The following is a 15,672-nucleotide window of genomic DNA, read 5'->3' as shown; positions in this document are numbered from 1 at the left end:
TCTACGATGCCCCTATCGAACAAGGAGCGACTATGAAAACCGCATTGATCACCGGCTGCTCGTCGGGCTACGGCAAAGCCACCGCCGACTATTTCGCCGCGCAGGGATGGAACGTCATCGCGACCATGCGCCGCCCGGATCCGGACCTGTTCCGTTCCGCCGGACCGGGGGCCGTGCGCGTCGTGCGCATGGACGTCACCGACGCGGACAGCATCGACCAGGCCATCACCCAGGGGCTGGAGGCATTCGGCCAGATCGACGTCCTGGTCAACAACGCGGGCATCGGTTTGCTCTCGCCGCTGGAAACCACGCCCCTGGCGACCATACGCGAGGTCTTCGAAACCAATACCTTCGGCGTCATGCGTACGAGCCAGGCCGTCATCCCGCTGATGCGCGAACGAGGCCAGGGCACGATCATCAATGTCACGTCCAGCGTCTGTTTCGCAGGCATGCCACTGGTGGCCCCCTACGCAGCCAGCAAGTGGGCCATCGAAGGCTTCACCGAGGCGCTGTACTACGAACTGCATGCCGTAGGGGTGCGCGTGCGCCTGGTCGAACCCGGCTACGGCCCCGGTACCGCGTTCACGGCGAACGGCATGCCGCGCATGAACGGGCTGGTGACCGCCCCTTATGAGGCGTATGCCGCCCAACTGTTCGCGCAACTGGGCGCGCCCGGCGTTGCCGTGACGACGCCCGAACAGGTTGCCGCGGCCATCCACGCCGCGGCAACGGACGAGAGCGAACAACTGCGGTTTCCGGCCGGTCCCGACAGCGAGCATCTGGCGAACGCGCGCTGGCACAGTAGCGACGCCGAATTCCTGGCCGGCATGCAGTCAATGTTCCGCCTGCAACACCGGCCGGCGCGCTGACGTTGGCAGGCGCGTCGCCGTTCAGGCAAAGTCCGTTCCCACCCCCGCCCGCTGACGCCACGCATCGAAATCCCCCCGCACCGTCTCCAGCTTCTGCTCGGCCAGGTCATTGGCGATCTTGCCCACGAACAGATGCAGCGGCGGCGCGTCCAGGGCCGCGACCTCCTGGATCAGCAGGGCCAGCTTCTCGGGATCGCCGTCCTGCCGGCCGTTCATGCCTTCGCGGTGCAGGTCCAGCGAGGCCTGGGCCGCGGTGTAGTCGGCGATCTTGCGGCGCGCGATGACCAGGCTGTTGTCGTTCAGGAAATCCGTGCGCACCGGTCCCGGGTACACCGCGGTGGCCTTGATGCCGAATTCGGCGGTCTCCGCCGCCAGGGTCTCGGTCAGCCCGGCCAGCGCGAACTTGGTCGCCACGTAGCAGCCCCAGCCCGCGTAGCCGCCGGTGAAGCCGGCGATCGAGGCGACGTTGAAGACATGGCCGCTGCCCTGCCTGCGCAGATGCGGCAGCGCATGGCGCAGCACATGCAGCGGCGCGAACACGTTGACATCGAAGTTGCGGCGCACCTCGTCGTCGTCCAGCGCCTCCATCGGGCCCTGCTGGCCGTAGCCGGCATTGTTGACCACGTAGTCGATGCGGCCGAAGGCGGCGAGGGTCTTGCCGATGGCGGCCTGGACGCTGGCCTCGGACACCAGGTCCACTTCCAGCGCCAAGAGGCGCGGATGGTCTTCGCCCAGCGCCTGGTGCAGGCTGGCCAGCGTGCGCGAGGTGGCGGCCACGTAGTCGCCACGGGCCAGCAACTGGCGGGCCAGCGACAGCCCGATGCCGCGCGCCGCGCCGGTGATGAACCAGGTCTTGTTGGTTTGGATCGTTTGCATTTCCTGCTCTCCTGAGGGGTTGGATTACAGGATCAAATGCTAGGCGCGGCGGCCCCGGCAGGATAGGCACAGGGCTATGGGATGATTGCCCATTCCTATTCCCCACCCTTTATTTATCGCGGATTCGGTGCAAAATGATGCCCAAGACTCTTACCCGAGGCATTCCACCATGACGGCGCCGCTGCCCGCCCGAGACACGATGTCCGCCCTGCTCGACCAGCTCGCGCCGCACCAGGGCTACACCCGCTCCCAACTCGACGGCGTGCGCTTCATGCGCGCCGACCATCCGCTGGGACGCACCCCGGTGCTGTACGAACCCTGCATCGTCATCGTCTGCCAGGGCAGCAAGCGCGGCTACCTGGGCGACAAGGTGTACCGCTACGACGCCCGCCATTACCTGGTGCTGTCGGTGCCGCTGCCGTTCTCCACCGAAACCGACGCCTCGCCCGAGGAGCCGCTGCTGGCCATACAGATCCGGCTCGACCCGACCACGATCGCCGACCTGGTCCTCTCGCTGGACGGCCGCGACGGGCAGGCGCCGCCGGCGCCGGAAGGCATCACCTCCACGCCGCTGGATGACACGCTGGCGGACACCACACTGCGGCTGCTGCGGGCGCTGGCCTCGCCCGTCGAGGCCCGCATCATCGGCCCGGGCATCGTGCGGGAATTGTGCTTTCGCGTGCTGGTTGGCGAACAGGGCGGCGCGATCCGCGCGGCGCTGGCCAGCCAGGGCAATTTCGGCCGCATCTCGCGGGTGCTGCAACGCATCCACGACGACTATGCGCAGCCCATGGAGGTCGCCACCCTGGCGCGCGAAGCGGGCCTGAGCGCCCCCGCCTTCCACGCCCACTTCAAGACCGTGGCGGGCACCTCGCCGATCCAGTACATCAAGTCCATCCGGCTGCACCAGGCCCGCCTGCTGATGATCCGCGACAACCTCACCGCCGCCGCGGCCGCCGGGCGCGTCGGCTATGAAAGCGCGTCGCAGTTCAACCGCGAGTTCAAGCGCCTGTTCGGACGCAGCCCCGGCGAGGAAGCGCGCGAGATGAAGACCGTGTTTTCGCTATTGCCGGCCGCGCGGCTGGAGGGGCTGGCGGCCACGCATTGACGCCGTCAATAGTCCCGAACCGCATCGAACCAACGCAACGCCTGCGCCTCCGTCACGCCCAGCTCGACCACCCGCGCGAGCTGGCTGAATTGCCACACGGCCTCGCCGATGTCTTCGCGCTCGGCGGTCTCAATGCCCTTCATGTCGTTGAAATGACCGGCGAACGCCTGGATGGCCGACTGCGCCGCATCCGCGTCGCGGGCCCCTTGCAAGGCATCGAGGGCGATGTCATAAGCCGCGTTGGCCGACTTCGCCATGCGGCCGCTCCACCCCGAAAACGGCCGCCCATATTCGCTTTGCCACCACTCCGGCTTGCGCAGCTTGCTGACCGAGGTGTAGTCCGCCCACGCGCGGACCTTTTCCCGCGCCTTCAGTTGCGCCTTCAGCCGCTTGCCCGCGCCGTCCTCGACGTTGAAGCCGATGAAGCGCTCCAGCAACGGCCAGCTATCCAGCGCCGGCAGGCCCGCCAGATCCGGCGCGAAGCGGATCTCCAGGCTCTTCAGGCGCGGCAGGCGGGCCAGCGCGTCCCAGTCGGCAAAGCCGCCCCACAGCGACAGCTGTTCCAACACGGCAAAGCGCTCGATCCCCTGCAACGATATCGGCTGCGCCAACGGCTCGCCGTACAGCGCCAGCGTCGTCACCGTGCGCAGCATGCCCAGGTCGGGCACCACATAGGGCGCCTGGCTGGCGCGCCGGCCCAACGCGGGATGCAGCGACAGCATGTCCGGCGCCGCCCCCGTCACGGCGATCCGGGAAAGATCGCCCAGCAGGCCCAGGCGCATGCCGCCGGGCACCGTGATGTCCAGAGGCCCCGCCACCGCATCGAGCCGGATCTGCAGCGTCTGGATATCGGCCGCGCGGGCGTCGATGCGGCGCGCATCGGCAAACGCCGGCGCCCAGGTGAACTGTTCGATGCGGCGTCGTTCGGACCAGCCCAGAAAGCCGCTGTCATTGCCGTGATAGTAGAGGTGGCGCGGCCAGGGCGAGCCGGCCGGCGTGGCGAACGGATCGAACGCCGGCCAATGAATCGCGTCATCAGGCGCCACGCGCAGATCCGCCTTCCGGTCCATGCCGGCAGGCCCGAGGATCACGTCCCCGCGCCCGGCCTCCCTGACCAGCACGTGGCTGTCCGGCCCGGTCAGGCCCAGCCGGAAACGGCCATCGCGGCTCACCGAGCCCGCGGGTTCGCCGGACACATCGATTGGTTCGGACACGCCTCACTCCCTGTCGTCATCAAGATTCATCGCGCCTGCCGGCCAGGCGCGCGGTCACAACGTCATGGCGGGCTGGTCTTCGATCCGGAAGGACAGCTCCCGTTGCCCCAGCGCGCCAGCGTCCACGTATTCGAATTCCACGCGCTGCCCCGGCAGCGCGGCGGGCCCGAGATGGTCGACCCGATACATCACGCCGCCCACGCGGTAATTGTGGGCCAGCGATACCGTGAGCGAGTTCGGCGTGCGCAGGCGATACGTCACGACCTCTTCCACCACCCCGCGCACGCCCTGCTTGTGACGCGCGCGCTTCAGGCGCGGACTGCGCATGCCCAGCACCAGCCCCATCAGCGCCAGGACCGCCGCCAGCAGGATCACCGGCGGCACGAACAGGCTGACCGCCAGCGGCGCCAGCGCCGCCAGCAGGAAGAACTTGCGCACGCCCCGCTCTTCGCGTCTCACGCTCTCGCGATCGGCGTCGCTGATCTCCTCGAGCGACGTCCAGGCCTGCCCGCTCATCGGGTAATCCACCCGCAGCAACAGGCCCGGCGCATCCGGCAACAACGGCAACACGTGCAGCCGCACCGGCAGATCCGTCAACGCCACGGCGTCGGCCGGCCGGGCGCCGCTGCGGGTATCGCTGGTGACCTCGTTCCAGAACGGCAGCGCCACATCCACGCGCTGGTCGCCGAACACATAAGTGATGCCCGGCCGCTCGCCCGGCCCGAAACCGGTCAGGTGACCCGACACGATCTGCTTGGGCGCGCGCCCCTTGAGCGCGCGCGCGACGCTGCGCCAGGCGCGCGGCACCCGCAGCAGCCGCCGCCCGAAGAACGCCACGCCCACCCCCGCGCCGACGACCACCAGCAGCAGCATCACGCCATCGGCGCCGCGCAGCGAGCGCCATTCGGACACGGCCAGCACGGCGACCAGCAGCGTCATGCTGACCAGCAGCAGAAAGATGAACAGGCAGGCTATCAGCGCCAAGGTCTTGCCGCGGCTGCATCGGCGCAGCAGCGCGATGTCGTCGCCGGTCAGCGGGGCCTCTTCGATCCGCAGGGTCTCGCCCATGCTCAATACGTCGCGAACGGCACTTCCACCTTCAATGCCGCGCCGCCCGCGGCCGGGCGCAGGCTATAGGTGGTCAGGCCGCCATCGTCATCGGCCAGCGAGGCGTCCTGGCGCGTCACGCTGTAGCGCTGGCCGCCAATCTCCAGCGCATCCCGCGCCACCGCGCGCGTATCGGCCGGGACCAGCAAGCCGCCCCGCGCATCCGCGCCGCCGCCGAATTCGTGCCCGGCCAGCGCCCCTTCGACGCGCAGCAGCTGCACGCGCGGCCGGTACGGCGCGGCGTCGAGGTTCCAGCCGTTGGTCAGGTCGGTGATCCACGGGCCGGGAATGTCGTAGGCGCTTTCCAGCTCGGCCTCGGTGACCGCTTCGCCCTGCACCACCAGGCAGCACACCACCTTGCCGGCCTTGACGTCGAAGGCCGCCCACTTGCTCGCCACCGGCGCCGCGGCGGGCAGCATCGAGAAATGGAATTGCTTATCGAGCTGGGAATCGGAGACCTTGCGCCAGGCGCCGACCTGCGGCGATTGGGCGTGGCTGACGGCGGTCAGGAGCAGGCCGGCGGCGAGAAGGGCGACTCGGGAGAAGGAATGGGGCATCTCAAAGGGCGGTTATGGGATCAACGGGAGTCATCGCGGCGTCGGTGGACGCCGACGTAGTCTAGTTCAACTCTTCCCGGATGATGCCAGCATATCCCTTCGCCCGGGGGCCGCGCGGCGCAAGCGCCGCCGCCCCCGCAGGCATGGAATGCCCCGGCCGCTGTCAGCGACCCGGCGCGGGCGTGTTCAGCAGCTGCTGCTCCCACAGATACGCGATACCGCTGCCCGCGGCATGCTGCTTCAGGATGTCGGTCAATTCCCCGGCATGCTCGGTCCGCGCCCAGTCGCGTTGCCATTCGGCCGCCACGGCCAGCCACGTCATCATGTTGGCGCCGGCGGCGATCATGCGCTGGATCGCCACCTCGTGCGCCTCGACCGAGACCCCGCCGCAGGCGTCGGTCACGACCGTCACGTCCCAGCCCTCGCCCAGGGCCTGGATCACCGGCATCGCCACGCAGATCTCGGTCCACAGCCCCGCGATGATCAACTGCTTGCGGCCCGTGGCCTTGACCGCGTCGACCACCTTGCGGTCCTCCCAGGTGTTGATGAAGGTCCGGTCGATCACCTCCTGGCCGGGGAACACGTCGGTGATCTGCGGAAAGATGAAGCCGCCACGATCCGCGATCACGCTGGTCAGGATGGTGGGAACGCCGAAGGCCTTGGCGGACTTGGCCAACGCCGTGGAATTGTTGACGACCGTCTGCGGATCGTGGCTGTTCAGATTGGTGAGCTGGTACGGCTGATGATCGATCAGCACGAGCACGGAATCTTCGGGACGGAGAAGCGAATCAAGGCCATTGCGAAAAGTCATGCACATTTCCTCTGTTGCCGTTGCGAACGGGATGGGGGTTTCAGGGAAGCCGGCGCCCGCGGCGACGATTCCCCGGGCTTTCATTGTCTTGGCCGGGCATCCCGCGCGGTAGTGCCGTCCCGCGACGAGCTGTGTCGCGTAATCCGCAACACCGGCGCCGGGTACCATTCAAGGCTCGGCAGCCGGGCAACAGGGAACGCGCAATGGACATCCAGGACCTACAGACCTTCGTGGAAGTGGCCGATACCGGCGGCATCTCGCCGGCCGCGCTGCGGCTGGGCGTGTCCAAGTCGATCGTCAGCCGCCGGCTCGCCCGGCTCGAAGCCGAACTGGGCGTCCAGCTGCTCGCGCGCAACACCCGCGGCGCGGCGCTCACCGAGGCCGGCGCCACGTTCCGCGACCATGCCGCCAGAGCCTGCGCCGAAATCGAGACCGCCCGCGAAACGATCCTGCCCACCGGCGAACTCTGCGGCCGCCTGCGCGTGGCCGCGCCCTTGTCCTTCGGCCCGGCCCACGTCGCGCCGGTGCTCGCCGAACTGGCGCGGCGCCATCCGCAACTGCAGATCCACACTGCCTACAGCGATCGTTTCGTCGACCTCATCGCCGAGGGCTTCGACTGCGCGATCCGGGTCGGCAACCTGCAGGACTCGAACCTGATCGCCCGGCGGGTGGGCCCGCTGCTGGGCAAGTTCGTGGCCAGCCCGGACTACATCAAAACGCACGGCGCTCCGCAGACGCCCGAGGAACTGGCCGCCCACCAGGCCGTCATGCAAGGCACGGAAGCCTGGCAGCTGCAGGATGGCGACAAGGTCATCAGCGTCCGCCCGCAGGGCCGCTTCAAGGCCGACAGCGGCGTCGCCCTCGCCGTCGCCGCGGCCGCCGGGCTGGGCGTCGCGGTGCTGCCCGACTACCTGGTCGATGACTACATCGCCTCCGGCGCGCTGGTGGCGGTGATGACGCGCCACCCGCCCCCGCCCGCGGGGATCTACGTCATCCGCCCGCCGGGCCAGCATCCGCCGCGCAAAGTGCGGGCGCTGACCGAATTGCTGATCGAGTGTTTCGAGGGGCGGCACCTTCCGGTGAGCGCGCCCGGGTCTTGAAAAAGCGAGGCATTGACATATCGCGAATTTCCGATATCATACCTTCCCATGGACCTGCTCGACGTCTTCAAAGCCCTCTCGAATCGCACGCGCCTTGAAATCCTGAAGGGTTTGAAGGCCCCCGCCAACAGCTTCCCGCCGCAGGACGAGGGGGATGTGAATACGGTCGGCGTCTGCGTCAGCAGCATCCAGGAAGGCGTCGGGCTGTCGCAGTCCACGGTGTCCGACTACCTCGCCACGCTGCAACGCGCCGGCCTGGTCGAAGCCACGCGCATCGGCTCGTGGACGTATTACAAGCGCAACGAAGCCACCATCAGCGCCCTGGCCGAGATCATCGGGAAAGAGCTGTAGGGTGTTGTGGCTTTGCCCTGCCGCTCCATTTTTTTTGCCCCTTGATATCGAAATTTCCCGATATCCCGTTTTATCGAAATGAGGAATCCTCCCATGAAAGCCATCGTACTCACCGCCTTCGGCGGCCCTGAATCCTTTGAACTGCGCGACGTGCCCAAGCCCGTGCCGCAACCGGGCCAGGTCCTGGTCCGCGTCCACGCCACCTCCATCAACCCGCTCGACTACCAGGTCCGCCGCGGCGACTACCCCGACCTGGCGCCCCTGCCCGCCATCACCGGCCACGACGTCTCCGGCGTGGTCGAAGCCGTCGGGCCGGGCGTGACCGCCTTCGCCCCCGGCGATGAGGTCTGGTACACCCCGCAGATCTTCGACGGCCCCGGCAGCTACGCCGAATACCACGTCGCCGCCGAAAGCATCGTCGGCAAGAAGCCCGCCTCGCTGAGCCATCTGGAAGCGGCCAGCCTGACGCTGGTCGGCGGCACCGCCTGGGAAGCCCTGGTCGTGCGCGCCGGACTGCGCGTCGGCGAAAGCATCCTGGTGCATGGCGGCGCCGGCGGCGTCGGCCATGTGGCGATCCAGCTCGCCAAGGCCATCGGCGCCCGGGTCTTCACGACCGTGCGCGACGACAATGCCGAATTCGTGCGCGACCTGGGCGCCGACGTCACCATCGACTACGAAAAGGAAGACTACGTCGACGCGATCCTGCGCGAGACTGGCGGGCGCGGCGTCGACGTGGTGTTCGACACCATCGGCGGCAACACGCTGTCGCGCAGCCCCGACGTGCTGGCGCAACTGGGACGCGTGGTCTCGATTGTCGATATCGCCCAGCCGCAGAACCTGATCCAGGCGTGGGGCAAGAACGCCAGCTTCCACTTCGTGTTCACGCGGCAGAATCGCGGCAAGCTGGATGAGCTGAGCGCGTTGGTGGAGCGCGGTCAACTGCGGCCGCATGTGGGCGCGGTGTATTCGCTTGCCGATATTCCGGCGGCGCATGCGCGGCTGGAGAGCGCGAACAATGGGCTGCGGGGGAAGATCGCGATTGCGGTGGGGGAATTGGCGAACGCCGCGACCTCCTGATCGCGACGAACGGCGCGCTCCCCCATGCGGGGTCCGATCAGCGCGCCGTGCCAATCTGCAGCACGGTGAACTCGCGCCGCATATAGCGATTCATCACCTCGGCCAGCACCGGATTGCCAGCATTCTCCGCCGTCGGCGCAGTCACTCTCACCACTGCGGCGCACAGCTTGCCGGCCTGGGCCGTCGTGCCGGCGACCTTGGCATCCTTCACGCCAGTCATGCTTTCCTTCCACGCGGCGCGGATCCCGTCGACGGCCTGCTTGGCCGTGGCGCAATCGGCATACGCCAGGGAAATCACGACCGCGGGCAGGTTATTGATCTGGGCATCGGCCAGGATCCCCGAGAAATACGGCGGAATACCCCGGCCATTCGCCTCGACGGCGGCCTTGAGATTCTGCTTCGCGATATCCATATCGCCATTGGTCGACAACAGCACCTTCGCGGGATCCACGGCGGCCAGACCCATGACAGGAGAGATGACCGCGGCCTGCACGATCCGCCCTCGGTCCGCGGGCACGCCCTCCTTCAGGCCGGCAAGCGAGGCGGCCACGACTTCGCTATCCGCCACCGACGGCGCAGGCTGGGCCAGTATCTTCATGCCCGTTGCCGAAGACGCCTGGATCAACGCGGTATCGAGCGGCAGCACAAAGCTGGCCTTGCCCATCATGCCGCGCCAGGGATCCTTCTGATTGGCCTTCTGCATGTTCATCTTGCCTTCGCCATCATTGGCGATGAGGCCCGGCGCATCGCCGTCGACCGCGGCGAAATCGCCCTGCTTCAGGCTGGCAACCAATGTCCCGACGGCCTTCTTGTCCTTCAATCCCCAATAGCTGATGTTCGAGGGCGCCTGGCCAAATCCGGCGAAATAGGAGACCTCGTCGAACGGGACCCTGGCGTTGGCCGACCACTGCTCCAGGCCAAACCCGATGGATTCGAGCGGACGGATCGGTTGCGCAATGGACAGGCGGCGCATGCCGTCCGCGGAAGGGCCGGCTTTTTCCAGCGATCGCCAGGCTTGCACGTCCAGGAAAAACACCTGCATCGCCGCCGGCGCGGAGAGGACGACCTGGGGAATCTGCTTCAAGGCTTGTTGCAGGGTTTGGGTGCTGTCTTGGGCTGCGGCGGAAGTGGCGAAGCCTGCCATCAAACACAGTGCAAGAGCCTTTACGTGCATTCGGTTTCTCCGTTTTCGTGATTTGTTCAGCGTGGGGATGGATACCAGGCTTGCTGTTGAACGACAAAGCGTTGGCCTTCGAAGGAACGACAGCTGCTTTTGGCAGCGCCCGTGATCGCTCGAAAGGTAGTGTCGCAAAAGGGGGACGCGGTAGGAGCGGAGATCGTACCGCAAGGGGCGGGCCGTTCCGACCGATGACTCTTGCGTTCTGTACCGAGTCATTAACTGATGTAAATGCCGCGAAACGGTACGACATCGCGGTAGAGTGCACGACTTTCTACAAATCGTCAGGACCGGACCTTGCCGCAGTCACGTTCACGTGCCTGCTTTCACCCATGCTGGCTATCAAAGGTATCCAGTTCAAATAGCAGGACGCCTAGTTGCTAGGCGAATACAGCTAGTGCCGGACATCCCCGTGCGCCGACCGCACGCAAGCGAAGCGCGCAGGCCGGGATCGAGGAATCCGGGCCGGAGACGTCAGCCGAGCGGAGCGAGGGAACGATGGAAGCCCGTCAGGAGCGAGACTCGTGCAGCGAGGCTCGATGCGAAGCACGACAGCGCGACCGGCCATGCTGCTTGGCCGGGGACGCCCATGCAGTTATGAAGTTGCCCCGTGGTCTTCGATGGTGAGCAAGCAGCCTTTGCGGTTTCGGGATGCCATGCCGGCGCAGCAGAAAAAAGCGCGTCGCCCGAAGGACGACGCGCTTGCGAAGTCAGACGACGATTTGCCCAGCCCGCCGCGCATCACGCGCGTAGGCACTCAAGCGTTTCTCCGCGCGGAAGTGCAAGTCGCGCTCGATCGGCAGGCCGAGCTTTCCCCGGACAGTCGCCAACTCCTGCAAACTGACCCAGCCGAGTTCGGGTTCTCCCTGGCCCAGGTCACACAAGCCGAAAGCGTGGTCGTGATCGTCCGGGTCGATCTCGGTCAGCAGCCAGGTCGCGCCGGCGTCCGGCGTGAACAGCTTGACCACGGGTGCCGGATCAAAGTCCGGGTTCTGGAGTGATTCGCGGCCGTTGGCCAGCAGCAGGTAGCGTTGTTCGTCGGTGATGAGTGCGCTCATGGCGATCTCCGGTTGCACGGGCGGAATTGCCCGGAACCGTCGCCAGCACGGCGCAGCGCAAGCCGTCGGGGGGCGTAGCCGGCTACGGCCGCAAGCGTGCGAGCACGCGTAGCCCTTGACGGCGAGAACGCCGTGGTACGGTGAAGGAAACGGCAAGACCAGCCCTGCTCTTTCAACGAAGGCACGGACAGGCAAACGGAGCGACGGGCCCATAAATGATTGTTTTCAGCCTAATATTCCCCAAAAGCCTTATCTCAATAATCAAGGCGGCTTGCACATCTCTTCGGAAATGGAGAAAGCCGCGTCACAACGGAGCGGCGATGGAAAAATGTTTGTTTTGCGATACGGAGCTGGCCCCAGGTAGTGAAGAACACGTATTTCTTTCTGCACTTGGCGGACGAATCAGCACATATCGAGCAACATGCCAAGCGTGCAACAACGCGTTTGCTTCAGATGAAACGGGCAAGATCGACGATGCACTAGCCGAAAGCTTTAAAGAAATCCGAAACGGCTTGAAGATTTGGTCTGGAAGAAAAGCACCTCCACCAACGCTCCTCAAAGCAGGCACGATGCAGAACGGCGCAGAATTCGATTTGGCGCCCGGGTTCGTCCCGATAATGCGACCTGGCCGGATACCAGGGCAGATCACCCTGAACTCTGAGCATCAACTCTCCGCACGCGATGAGGCCGACGCAAAGCGGATGCTCGATATTCTTTCCAAGCGAGGGCTTTCCGCCAAAGTTGGTGCTGCGACACGAGTGCAGCAGAAAGTTCCACAAGTGCATTTCCGTCCATCATTTGATGGACCAAAGGTATGGCGATGCGTAGCAAAAACGGCCGTAGTTGGATTTGTTGTTCTTTACGGAAACGAGCAGGCCAGAGCATTCATTTCGAGTGATCTTCGCAGTGCTATCCGCACGGGGACTCCACCAATCAACAATTTCGCTGGATGGGATTTTACGAACGAATGGCCCAGCATTCTCAAGCTTGAGCCACATCTCAAGACACCAGATGCACAGCCGTCTGGATTCGAGCACTCATTAAGTGTCGCCGATGTAGGAGACGTATCCGTAGCGTATGTGACCATATTTGGCTACTGGAAATTTTCCGTAGTGCTCGGATCAAGAACCGGACTGCCCGCCCGGGGTCTGGCAGTAAATCCGCGCAGCACAACGCTCTCTCGCTTCATCGTGAATTTTAGTGCTCCACAGACTTATAACGCAAAATCGCCTAGCTCTTTTTCGTCTGAGCATACAAAAATTACGCAAAGTGTCAGCCAAGCATTTAATAGCGCACTTAGCCAATGGAGTACCGAAGCACATGACACTCGCGTACAGCAGATTGTCGAAGAAATGGAGACAGAGCTTCTGGCTGCGGGAGAAGACGAATCACGCAGAGCGACTGTCATTGGAACCTTTGCACGAAAACTGGCGGTCGTCGAACATGGCGGAGCTTGGGAGTCCGAGTTGAATCTAAGCTTCAATGAAGATAAAGGCACGCCGGAGACAACCGATTAATCTGGGCCTATCCGCAATTTTGTGTGCGGGGCATATCATGAGGACTAAAGATCATGGATATGCCGATGAAGAAGAAACGCACAGCAGCCGCTCAGGCAGCGGCCCGTGGGCCGCTGCCTGAAGTGCCGGCCGAGTTGCTGGATCATCTGGTCAAGGGACCGATGACGCCCAGCGAGGTTCAAGACCTGTTCCTGTCGTTCCAGAAGGCGGTGATCGAGCGTACGATGGCCGCGGAGATGAACTTGCATCTGGGATATCGACCCGGCCAAGACAAGCCCGAAGGCCAGGCCAACGAGCGCAACGGCGCCAGCGGCAAGACGGTGCTGACCGATCATGGTCCGGTGCGCGTGGAGCTGCCCCGCGAGCGGGACGGCTCCTTTGCCCCGATCCTGATCCCCAAGCACGAGCGGCGCTTCACCGGGTTCGATGACCGGATCATCGCCATGTACGCCCGAGGCATGAGCGTGCGCGAGATCCAGGCGTTCCTGGCTGAGAGCTACGGCACCGAGGTCTCACCGGACTTCATCAGCTCGGTCACCGACGAAGTCATGGCCGAGACCATCGCCTGGCAGAACCGGCCCTTGGAGGCGATGTACCCGGTGGTGTTCTTTGACGCGCTGCGGGTCAAGATCCGCGACGACGGCGGGGTCAGCAACAAGGCGGTGTACCTGGCGCTGGGCGTGCAGGCCGACGGCCAGCGCGACGTGCTGGGCCTGTGGGTCGAGCAGACCGAGGGGGCCAAGTTCTGGCTCAAGGTCTTCAATGAACTGAAGACCCGAGGGTGCCAGGACATCCTGATCGCCGTGGTCGACGGCTTGAAGGGCCTGGCCGACGCCATCGGCACGGCCTTCCCGCGCACGACGGTGCAGACCTGCATCGTGCATCTGATCCGCAACAGCCTGGATTACGCCGGCTGGAAGGATCGCAAGGCCGTGGCCGCCGCCTTGCGCCCGATCTACGCTGCCGCCAGCGCACAAGCGGCCGAGCAGGCGCTCCAGGCGTTCGCCCACGGGCCCTGGGGGATCAAGTACCCAACGATCGTCGCGGCCTGGCAGCGGGCGTGGGAGAACGTCACCCCGTTCTTCGTCTTCCCGCCGGACATCAGGCGCGTGATTTACACCACAAACGCCATAGAAAGTTTGAACATGCAGTTGCGCAAGATCATCAAGACGCGAGGCCACTTCCCAACGGATGAGGCCGCCATCAAGCTTCTATGGCTGGCGCTACGCAACGTGCTGGCCAAGTCTGTCAGGGCGACCTTCGACTGGAAAGTCGCCATGAACCAGTTTGCTATCCTGTTCGGCGAGCGCTTTACCGCGGTGCGGGGATAACAACTTTTAAAACGCCTCGCCCACAAAAATACGGACAGGCTCATTTACTGTTCGCAAAGCGAAGCGGAATCACTCCCACTCTGTCATCAACGGGCCTCGTAAGTCCCTATGATTTAAGGGATTTTCTGTGATCGACAAATTCCATACCGTCGCCGTCTACCGTCAAAATCGTGCGTTTAAGGTTGGCGCGGATTATGGAGCGATTTGCGCGGCGTCGACATTTTCGAACTTATTGTCGATCAGGATGCATCTTAGCGCGCTCCAATACGACGGGGAATGACCACATGCGAAGAGGCTACAGTTCACCCAGAAAATCCCCGACCACGGCTACGCAATGATCGAAGCTGGGCGTGTACTCCAACGTAGCGATGGCCTCGAACGCAGCGCGCAAGCTGGCATGCGGCGCTCGGATCTGGGACAGGAATGCCTCCCGATGGCGTAGAAGGAATGGCGTCGCTGCCAGAAGCTGCCGAGGCTCGCGCTCGATCACGAGCGCAAAGTCGAAAAGATCCCGCGCCGTGACCCGATCACCGCGGTGGTCCATCTTCTTGGCAATGATTTCAGCGGCAGTCTCTACTTTGACTGCGCGACCGCCGATATCCCATGTGTCCCAGGCATCTTCCAGCAAATTGGGAGCAGCGACGAAATCGACCTCGCCCTCCTCGAACTGCAGTTTGACGAAGGTACCTAATTGCTCGGTGTAGTCCTGCGTCAAATCCGCAGCGGTGTCGCTCAATCGCGGCGACACAAAGCCGAGGTACTGGGGGTCAGGCACGAAGATGTCGATGTCTTTGCTCAGCCGATGGCTGTACCGAAACATCAGCACCGTTCCACCACCCAACGTCCAGAATGGGTCCGTAATGCCGCCATATCGACTGATCTCGTCAATCAGCGCCAGCGCCCGCGGGAACAGCTTTTCCCAGGGACCGCTGGGCAATGCTCCGGACTTCATGCCCACAGTTCGCGACGATGCACGGACAACGATCCGGCCAGCTTCGCCACGTTGCGCCAGACCTGCTTTGGCGGCTGGTGTGTATGCGAGGCAGCCTCCTCAACAGCCATCACGACGACAGGCACGGGCGCCTCATCCAGCAAATGCGTCAGGTGCGGAGCAAATGAAGCAGGTACTTCCCCACTCGCCAAGGCTTGCTCCAGCGTCTCGGGCGCCAGTTCCTGCGCATAGCTGACACTCGCCGTCTTGGCGGCCATCCAGAGCCCGCGCTTCTTGCGCCGCGCCTGCGTATCCGGCTTCGGACTGTCCAGACCCAGCACCGCCATGACCTCTCCCACCCGGTTGACGCCCAGATCGCTCAGGGTGCCGTTCTCCAGGCCGACCAGCGTCTGACGAGACAGGCCGCTGAGGTGAGCCAACTGCGCTTGGGACAAGCCCAGTTCAGAGCGCCGGACCCGCACGGAATGGCCGATATCGATGAGATTCATGGCAAATAGCAAGCGATTAAAATGTCTTATATTTTTGACATATTACCCCTGCCTGCCGTGACCTGCAAGAACCGGATCC

At 64.6% G+C, this 15,672-nt stretch carries 16 protein-coding genes; 7 read left to right on the top strand and 9 right to left on the bottom strand.

The features are described 5' to 3' along the window. The first annotated feature begins 32 nt into the window (after positions 1-32). Positions 33-869, top strand: coding sequence for an SDR family oxidoreductase (locus I6I07_RS21235; RefSeq protein ID WP_198483596.1), 837 nt, complete (start codon positions 33-35; stop codon positions 867-869). A 21-nt stretch (positions 870-890) separates the two neighbouring features. Here I6I07_RS21235 and I6I07_RS21230 read toward each other — a convergent pair whose 3' ends face one another. After that, the gene (locus tag I6I07_RS21230) at positions 891-1,745 is read right to left on the bottom strand and encodes an SDR family oxidoreductase (protein ID WP_198483595.1); all 855 of its coding nucleotides are present in this window, start codon (positions 1,743-1,745) and stop codon (positions 891-893) included. Between the two features lie 199 nt (positions 1,746-1,944). On the opposite strand from I6I07_RS21230, the gene I6I07_RS21225 reads away from it, so the two are divergent. Then, the gene (locus I6I07_RS21225; RefSeq protein WP_232625675.1) at positions 1,945-2,853 is read left to right on the top strand and encodes an AraC family transcriptional regulator; all 909 of its coding nucleotides are present in this window, start codon (positions 1,945-1,947) and stop codon (positions 2,851-2,853) included. 5 nt (positions 2,854-2,858) lie between these two features. Here the strand turns inward: I6I07_RS21225 and I6I07_RS21220 are convergent, their stop codons facing one another. From I6I07_RS21220 to I6I07_RS21205, 4 genes are all read right to left on the bottom strand, one after another. Continuing rightward, a complete protein-coding gene (locus tag I6I07_RS21220) occupies positions 2,859-4,067 on the bottom strand; it encodes a hypothetical protein (RefSeq protein ID WP_198483593.1) in 1,209 nt (402 codons plus the stop codon). 54 nt (positions 4,068-4,121) lie between these two features. After that, positions 4,122-5,135, bottom strand: coding sequence for a hypothetical protein (locus I6I07_RS21215; protein ID WP_198483592.1), 1,014 nt, complete (start codon positions 5,133-5,135; stop codon positions 4,122-4,124). Positions 5,136-5,137: 2 nt separating this feature from the next. Then, positions 5,138-5,731 carry a hypothetical protein gene (locus I6I07_RS21210; RefSeq protein ID WP_198483591.1) on the bottom strand — a complete coding sequence of 198 codons (594 nt, stop codon included), beginning with the start codon at positions 5,729-5,731 and terminating at the stop codon, positions 5,138-5,140. 163 nt (positions 5,732-5,894) lie between these two features. After that, positions 5,895-6,542: a hydrolase gene (locus I6I07_RS21205; protein WP_198483590.1), complete on the bottom strand. Its 648-nt coding sequence runs from the start codon at positions 6,540-6,542 to the stop codon at positions 5,895-5,897. A 203-nt stretch (positions 6,543-6,745) separates the two neighbouring features. Here I6I07_RS21205 and I6I07_RS21200 point away from each other — a divergent pair, with 203 nt between their 5' ends. The 3 genes from I6I07_RS21200 (at position 6,746) to I6I07_RS21190 (ending at position 9,070) form a co-directional block, all read left to right on the top strand. Then, entirely contained in the window at positions 6,746-7,642 is an 897-nt protein-coding gene (locus I6I07_RS21200) for a LysR family transcriptional regulator (RefSeq protein ID WP_198483589.1), read from the top strand. Positions 7,643-7,690: 48 nt separating this feature from the next. After that, positions 7,691-7,993 carry an ArsR/SmtB family transcription factor gene (locus I6I07_RS21195; RefSeq protein ID WP_198483588.1) on the top strand — a complete coding sequence of 101 codons (303 nt, stop codon included), beginning with the start codon at positions 7,691-7,693 and terminating at the stop codon, positions 7,991-7,993. 93 nt (positions 7,994-8,086) lie between these two features. Next, entirely contained in the window at positions 8,087-9,070 is a 984-nt protein-coding gene (locus I6I07_RS21190; protein ID WP_198483587.1) for a zinc-dependent alcohol dehydrogenase family protein, read from the top strand. 37 nt (positions 9,071-9,107) lie between these two features. Here I6I07_RS21190 and I6I07_RS21185 read toward each other — a convergent pair whose 3' ends face one another. Then, a complete protein-coding gene (locus I6I07_RS21185; protein WP_232625674.1) occupies positions 9,108-10,244 on the bottom strand; it encodes a hypothetical protein in 1,137 nt (378 codons plus the stop codon). A gap of 713 nt (positions 10,245-10,957) precedes the next feature. Continuing rightward, on the bottom strand, positions 10,958-11,305 hold the full coding sequence (locus tag I6I07_RS21180) for a DUF2958 domain-containing protein (RefSeq protein WP_198483586.1): 348 nt from the start codon (positions 11,303-11,305) through the stop codon (positions 10,958-10,960). Positions 11,306-11,520: 215 nt separating this feature from the next. Here I6I07_RS21180 and I6I07_RS21175 point away from each other — a divergent pair, with 215 nt between their 5' ends. Both I6I07_RS21175 and I6I07_RS21170 read left to right on the top strand, forming a co-directional pair. Further along, the gene (locus I6I07_RS21175; protein ID WP_198483585.1) at positions 11,521-12,822 is read left to right on the top strand and encodes an HNH endonuclease; all 1,302 of its coding nucleotides are present in this window, start codon (positions 11,521-11,523) and stop codon (positions 12,820-12,822) included. 59 nt (positions 12,823-12,881) lie between these two features. Further along, positions 12,882-14,153 (top strand): IS256 family transposase, encoded by a 1,272-nt coding sequence (locus I6I07_RS21170; RefSeq protein WP_198487615.1) that lies wholly within the window; start codon positions 12,882-12,884, stop codon positions 14,151-14,153. Between the two features lie 295 nt (positions 14,154-14,448). Here the strand turns inward: I6I07_RS21170 and I6I07_RS21165 are convergent, their stop codons facing one another. Both I6I07_RS21165 and I6I07_RS21160 read right to left on the bottom strand, forming a co-directional pair. After that, positions 14,449-15,105, bottom strand: a complete 657-nt coding sequence (locus I6I07_RS21165; RefSeq protein ID WP_198483584.1) for a nucleotidyl transferase AbiEii/AbiGii toxin family protein — start codon at positions 15,103-15,105, stop codon at positions 14,449-14,451. After that, positions 15,102-15,593 (bottom strand): helix-turn-helix domain-containing protein, encoded by a 492-nt coding sequence (locus I6I07_RS21160; protein WP_087837358.1) that lies wholly within the window; start codon positions 15,591-15,593, stop codon positions 15,102-15,104. The genes I6I07_RS21165 and I6I07_RS21160 overlap by 4 nt, the downstream gene beginning before the upstream one ends. Positions 15,594-15,672: the final 79 nt, after the last annotated feature.

The sequence above is a fragment of the Achromobacter deleyi genome, assembly GCF_016127315.1.
GTDB lineage: Bacteria > Pseudomonadota > Gammaproteobacteria > Burkholderiales > Burkholderiaceae_B > Achromobacter > Achromobacter insuavis_A.
This window is presented reverse-complemented; position numbering and strand designations above follow the sequence as displayed.

Coding starts and splice junctions, on each gene's coding strand:
- I6I07_RS21160 (WP_087837358.1), bottom strand. CDS start 15,593: ATGAATCTCATCGATATCGGCCATTCCGTGCGGGTCCGGCGCTCTGAA.
- I6I07_RS21180 (WP_198483586.1), bottom strand. CDS start 11,305: ATGAGCGCACTCATCACCGACGAACAACGCTACCTGCTGCTGGCCAAC.
- I6I07_RS21170 (WP_198487615.1), top strand. CDS start 12,882: ATGCCGATGAAGAAGAAACGCACAGCAGCCGCTCAGGCAGCGGCCCGT.
- I6I07_RS21210 (WP_198483591.1), bottom strand. CDS start 5,731: ATGCCCCATTCCTTCTCCCGAGTCGCCCTTCTCGCCGCCGGCCTGCTC.
- I6I07_RS21165 (WP_198483584.1), bottom strand. CDS start 15,105: ATGAAGTCCGGAGCATTGCCCAGCGGTCCCTGGGAAAAGCTGTTCCCG.
- I6I07_RS21215 (WP_198483592.1), bottom strand. CDS start 5,135: ATGGGCGAGACCCTGCGGATCGAAGAGGCCCCGCTGACCGGCGACGAC.
- I6I07_RS21200 (WP_198483589.1), top strand. CDS start 6,746: ATGGACATCCAGGACCTACAGACCTTCGTGGAAGTGGCCGATACCGGC.
- I6I07_RS21190 (WP_198483587.1), top strand. CDS start 8,087: ATGAAAGCCATCGTACTCACCGCCTTCGGCGGCCCTGAATCCTTTGAA.
- I6I07_RS21175 (WP_198483585.1), top strand. CDS start 11,521: ATGATTGTTTTCAGCCTAATATTCCCCAAAAGCCTTATCTCAATAATC.
- I6I07_RS21205 (WP_198483590.1), bottom strand. CDS start 6,542: ATGACTTTTCGCAATGGCCTTGATTCGCTTCTCCGTCCCGAAGATTCC.
- I6I07_RS21235 (WP_198483596.1), top strand. CDS start 33: ATGAAAACCGCATTGATCACCGGCTGCTCGTCGGGCTACGGCAAAGCC.
- I6I07_RS21225 (WP_232625675.1), top strand. CDS start 1,945: ATGTCCGCCCTGCTCGACCAGCTCGCGCCGCACCAGGGCTACACCCGC.
- I6I07_RS21185 (WP_232625674.1), bottom strand. CDS start 10,244: ATGCACGTAAAGGCTCTTGCACTGTGTTTGATGGCAGGCTTCGCCACT.
- I6I07_RS21230 (WP_198483595.1), bottom strand. CDS start 1,745: ATGCAAACGATCCAAACCAACAAGACCTGGTTCATCACCGGCGCGGCG.
- I6I07_RS21195 (WP_198483588.1), top strand. CDS start 7,691: ATGGACCTGCTCGACGTCTTCAAAGCCCTCTCGAATCGCACGCGCCTT.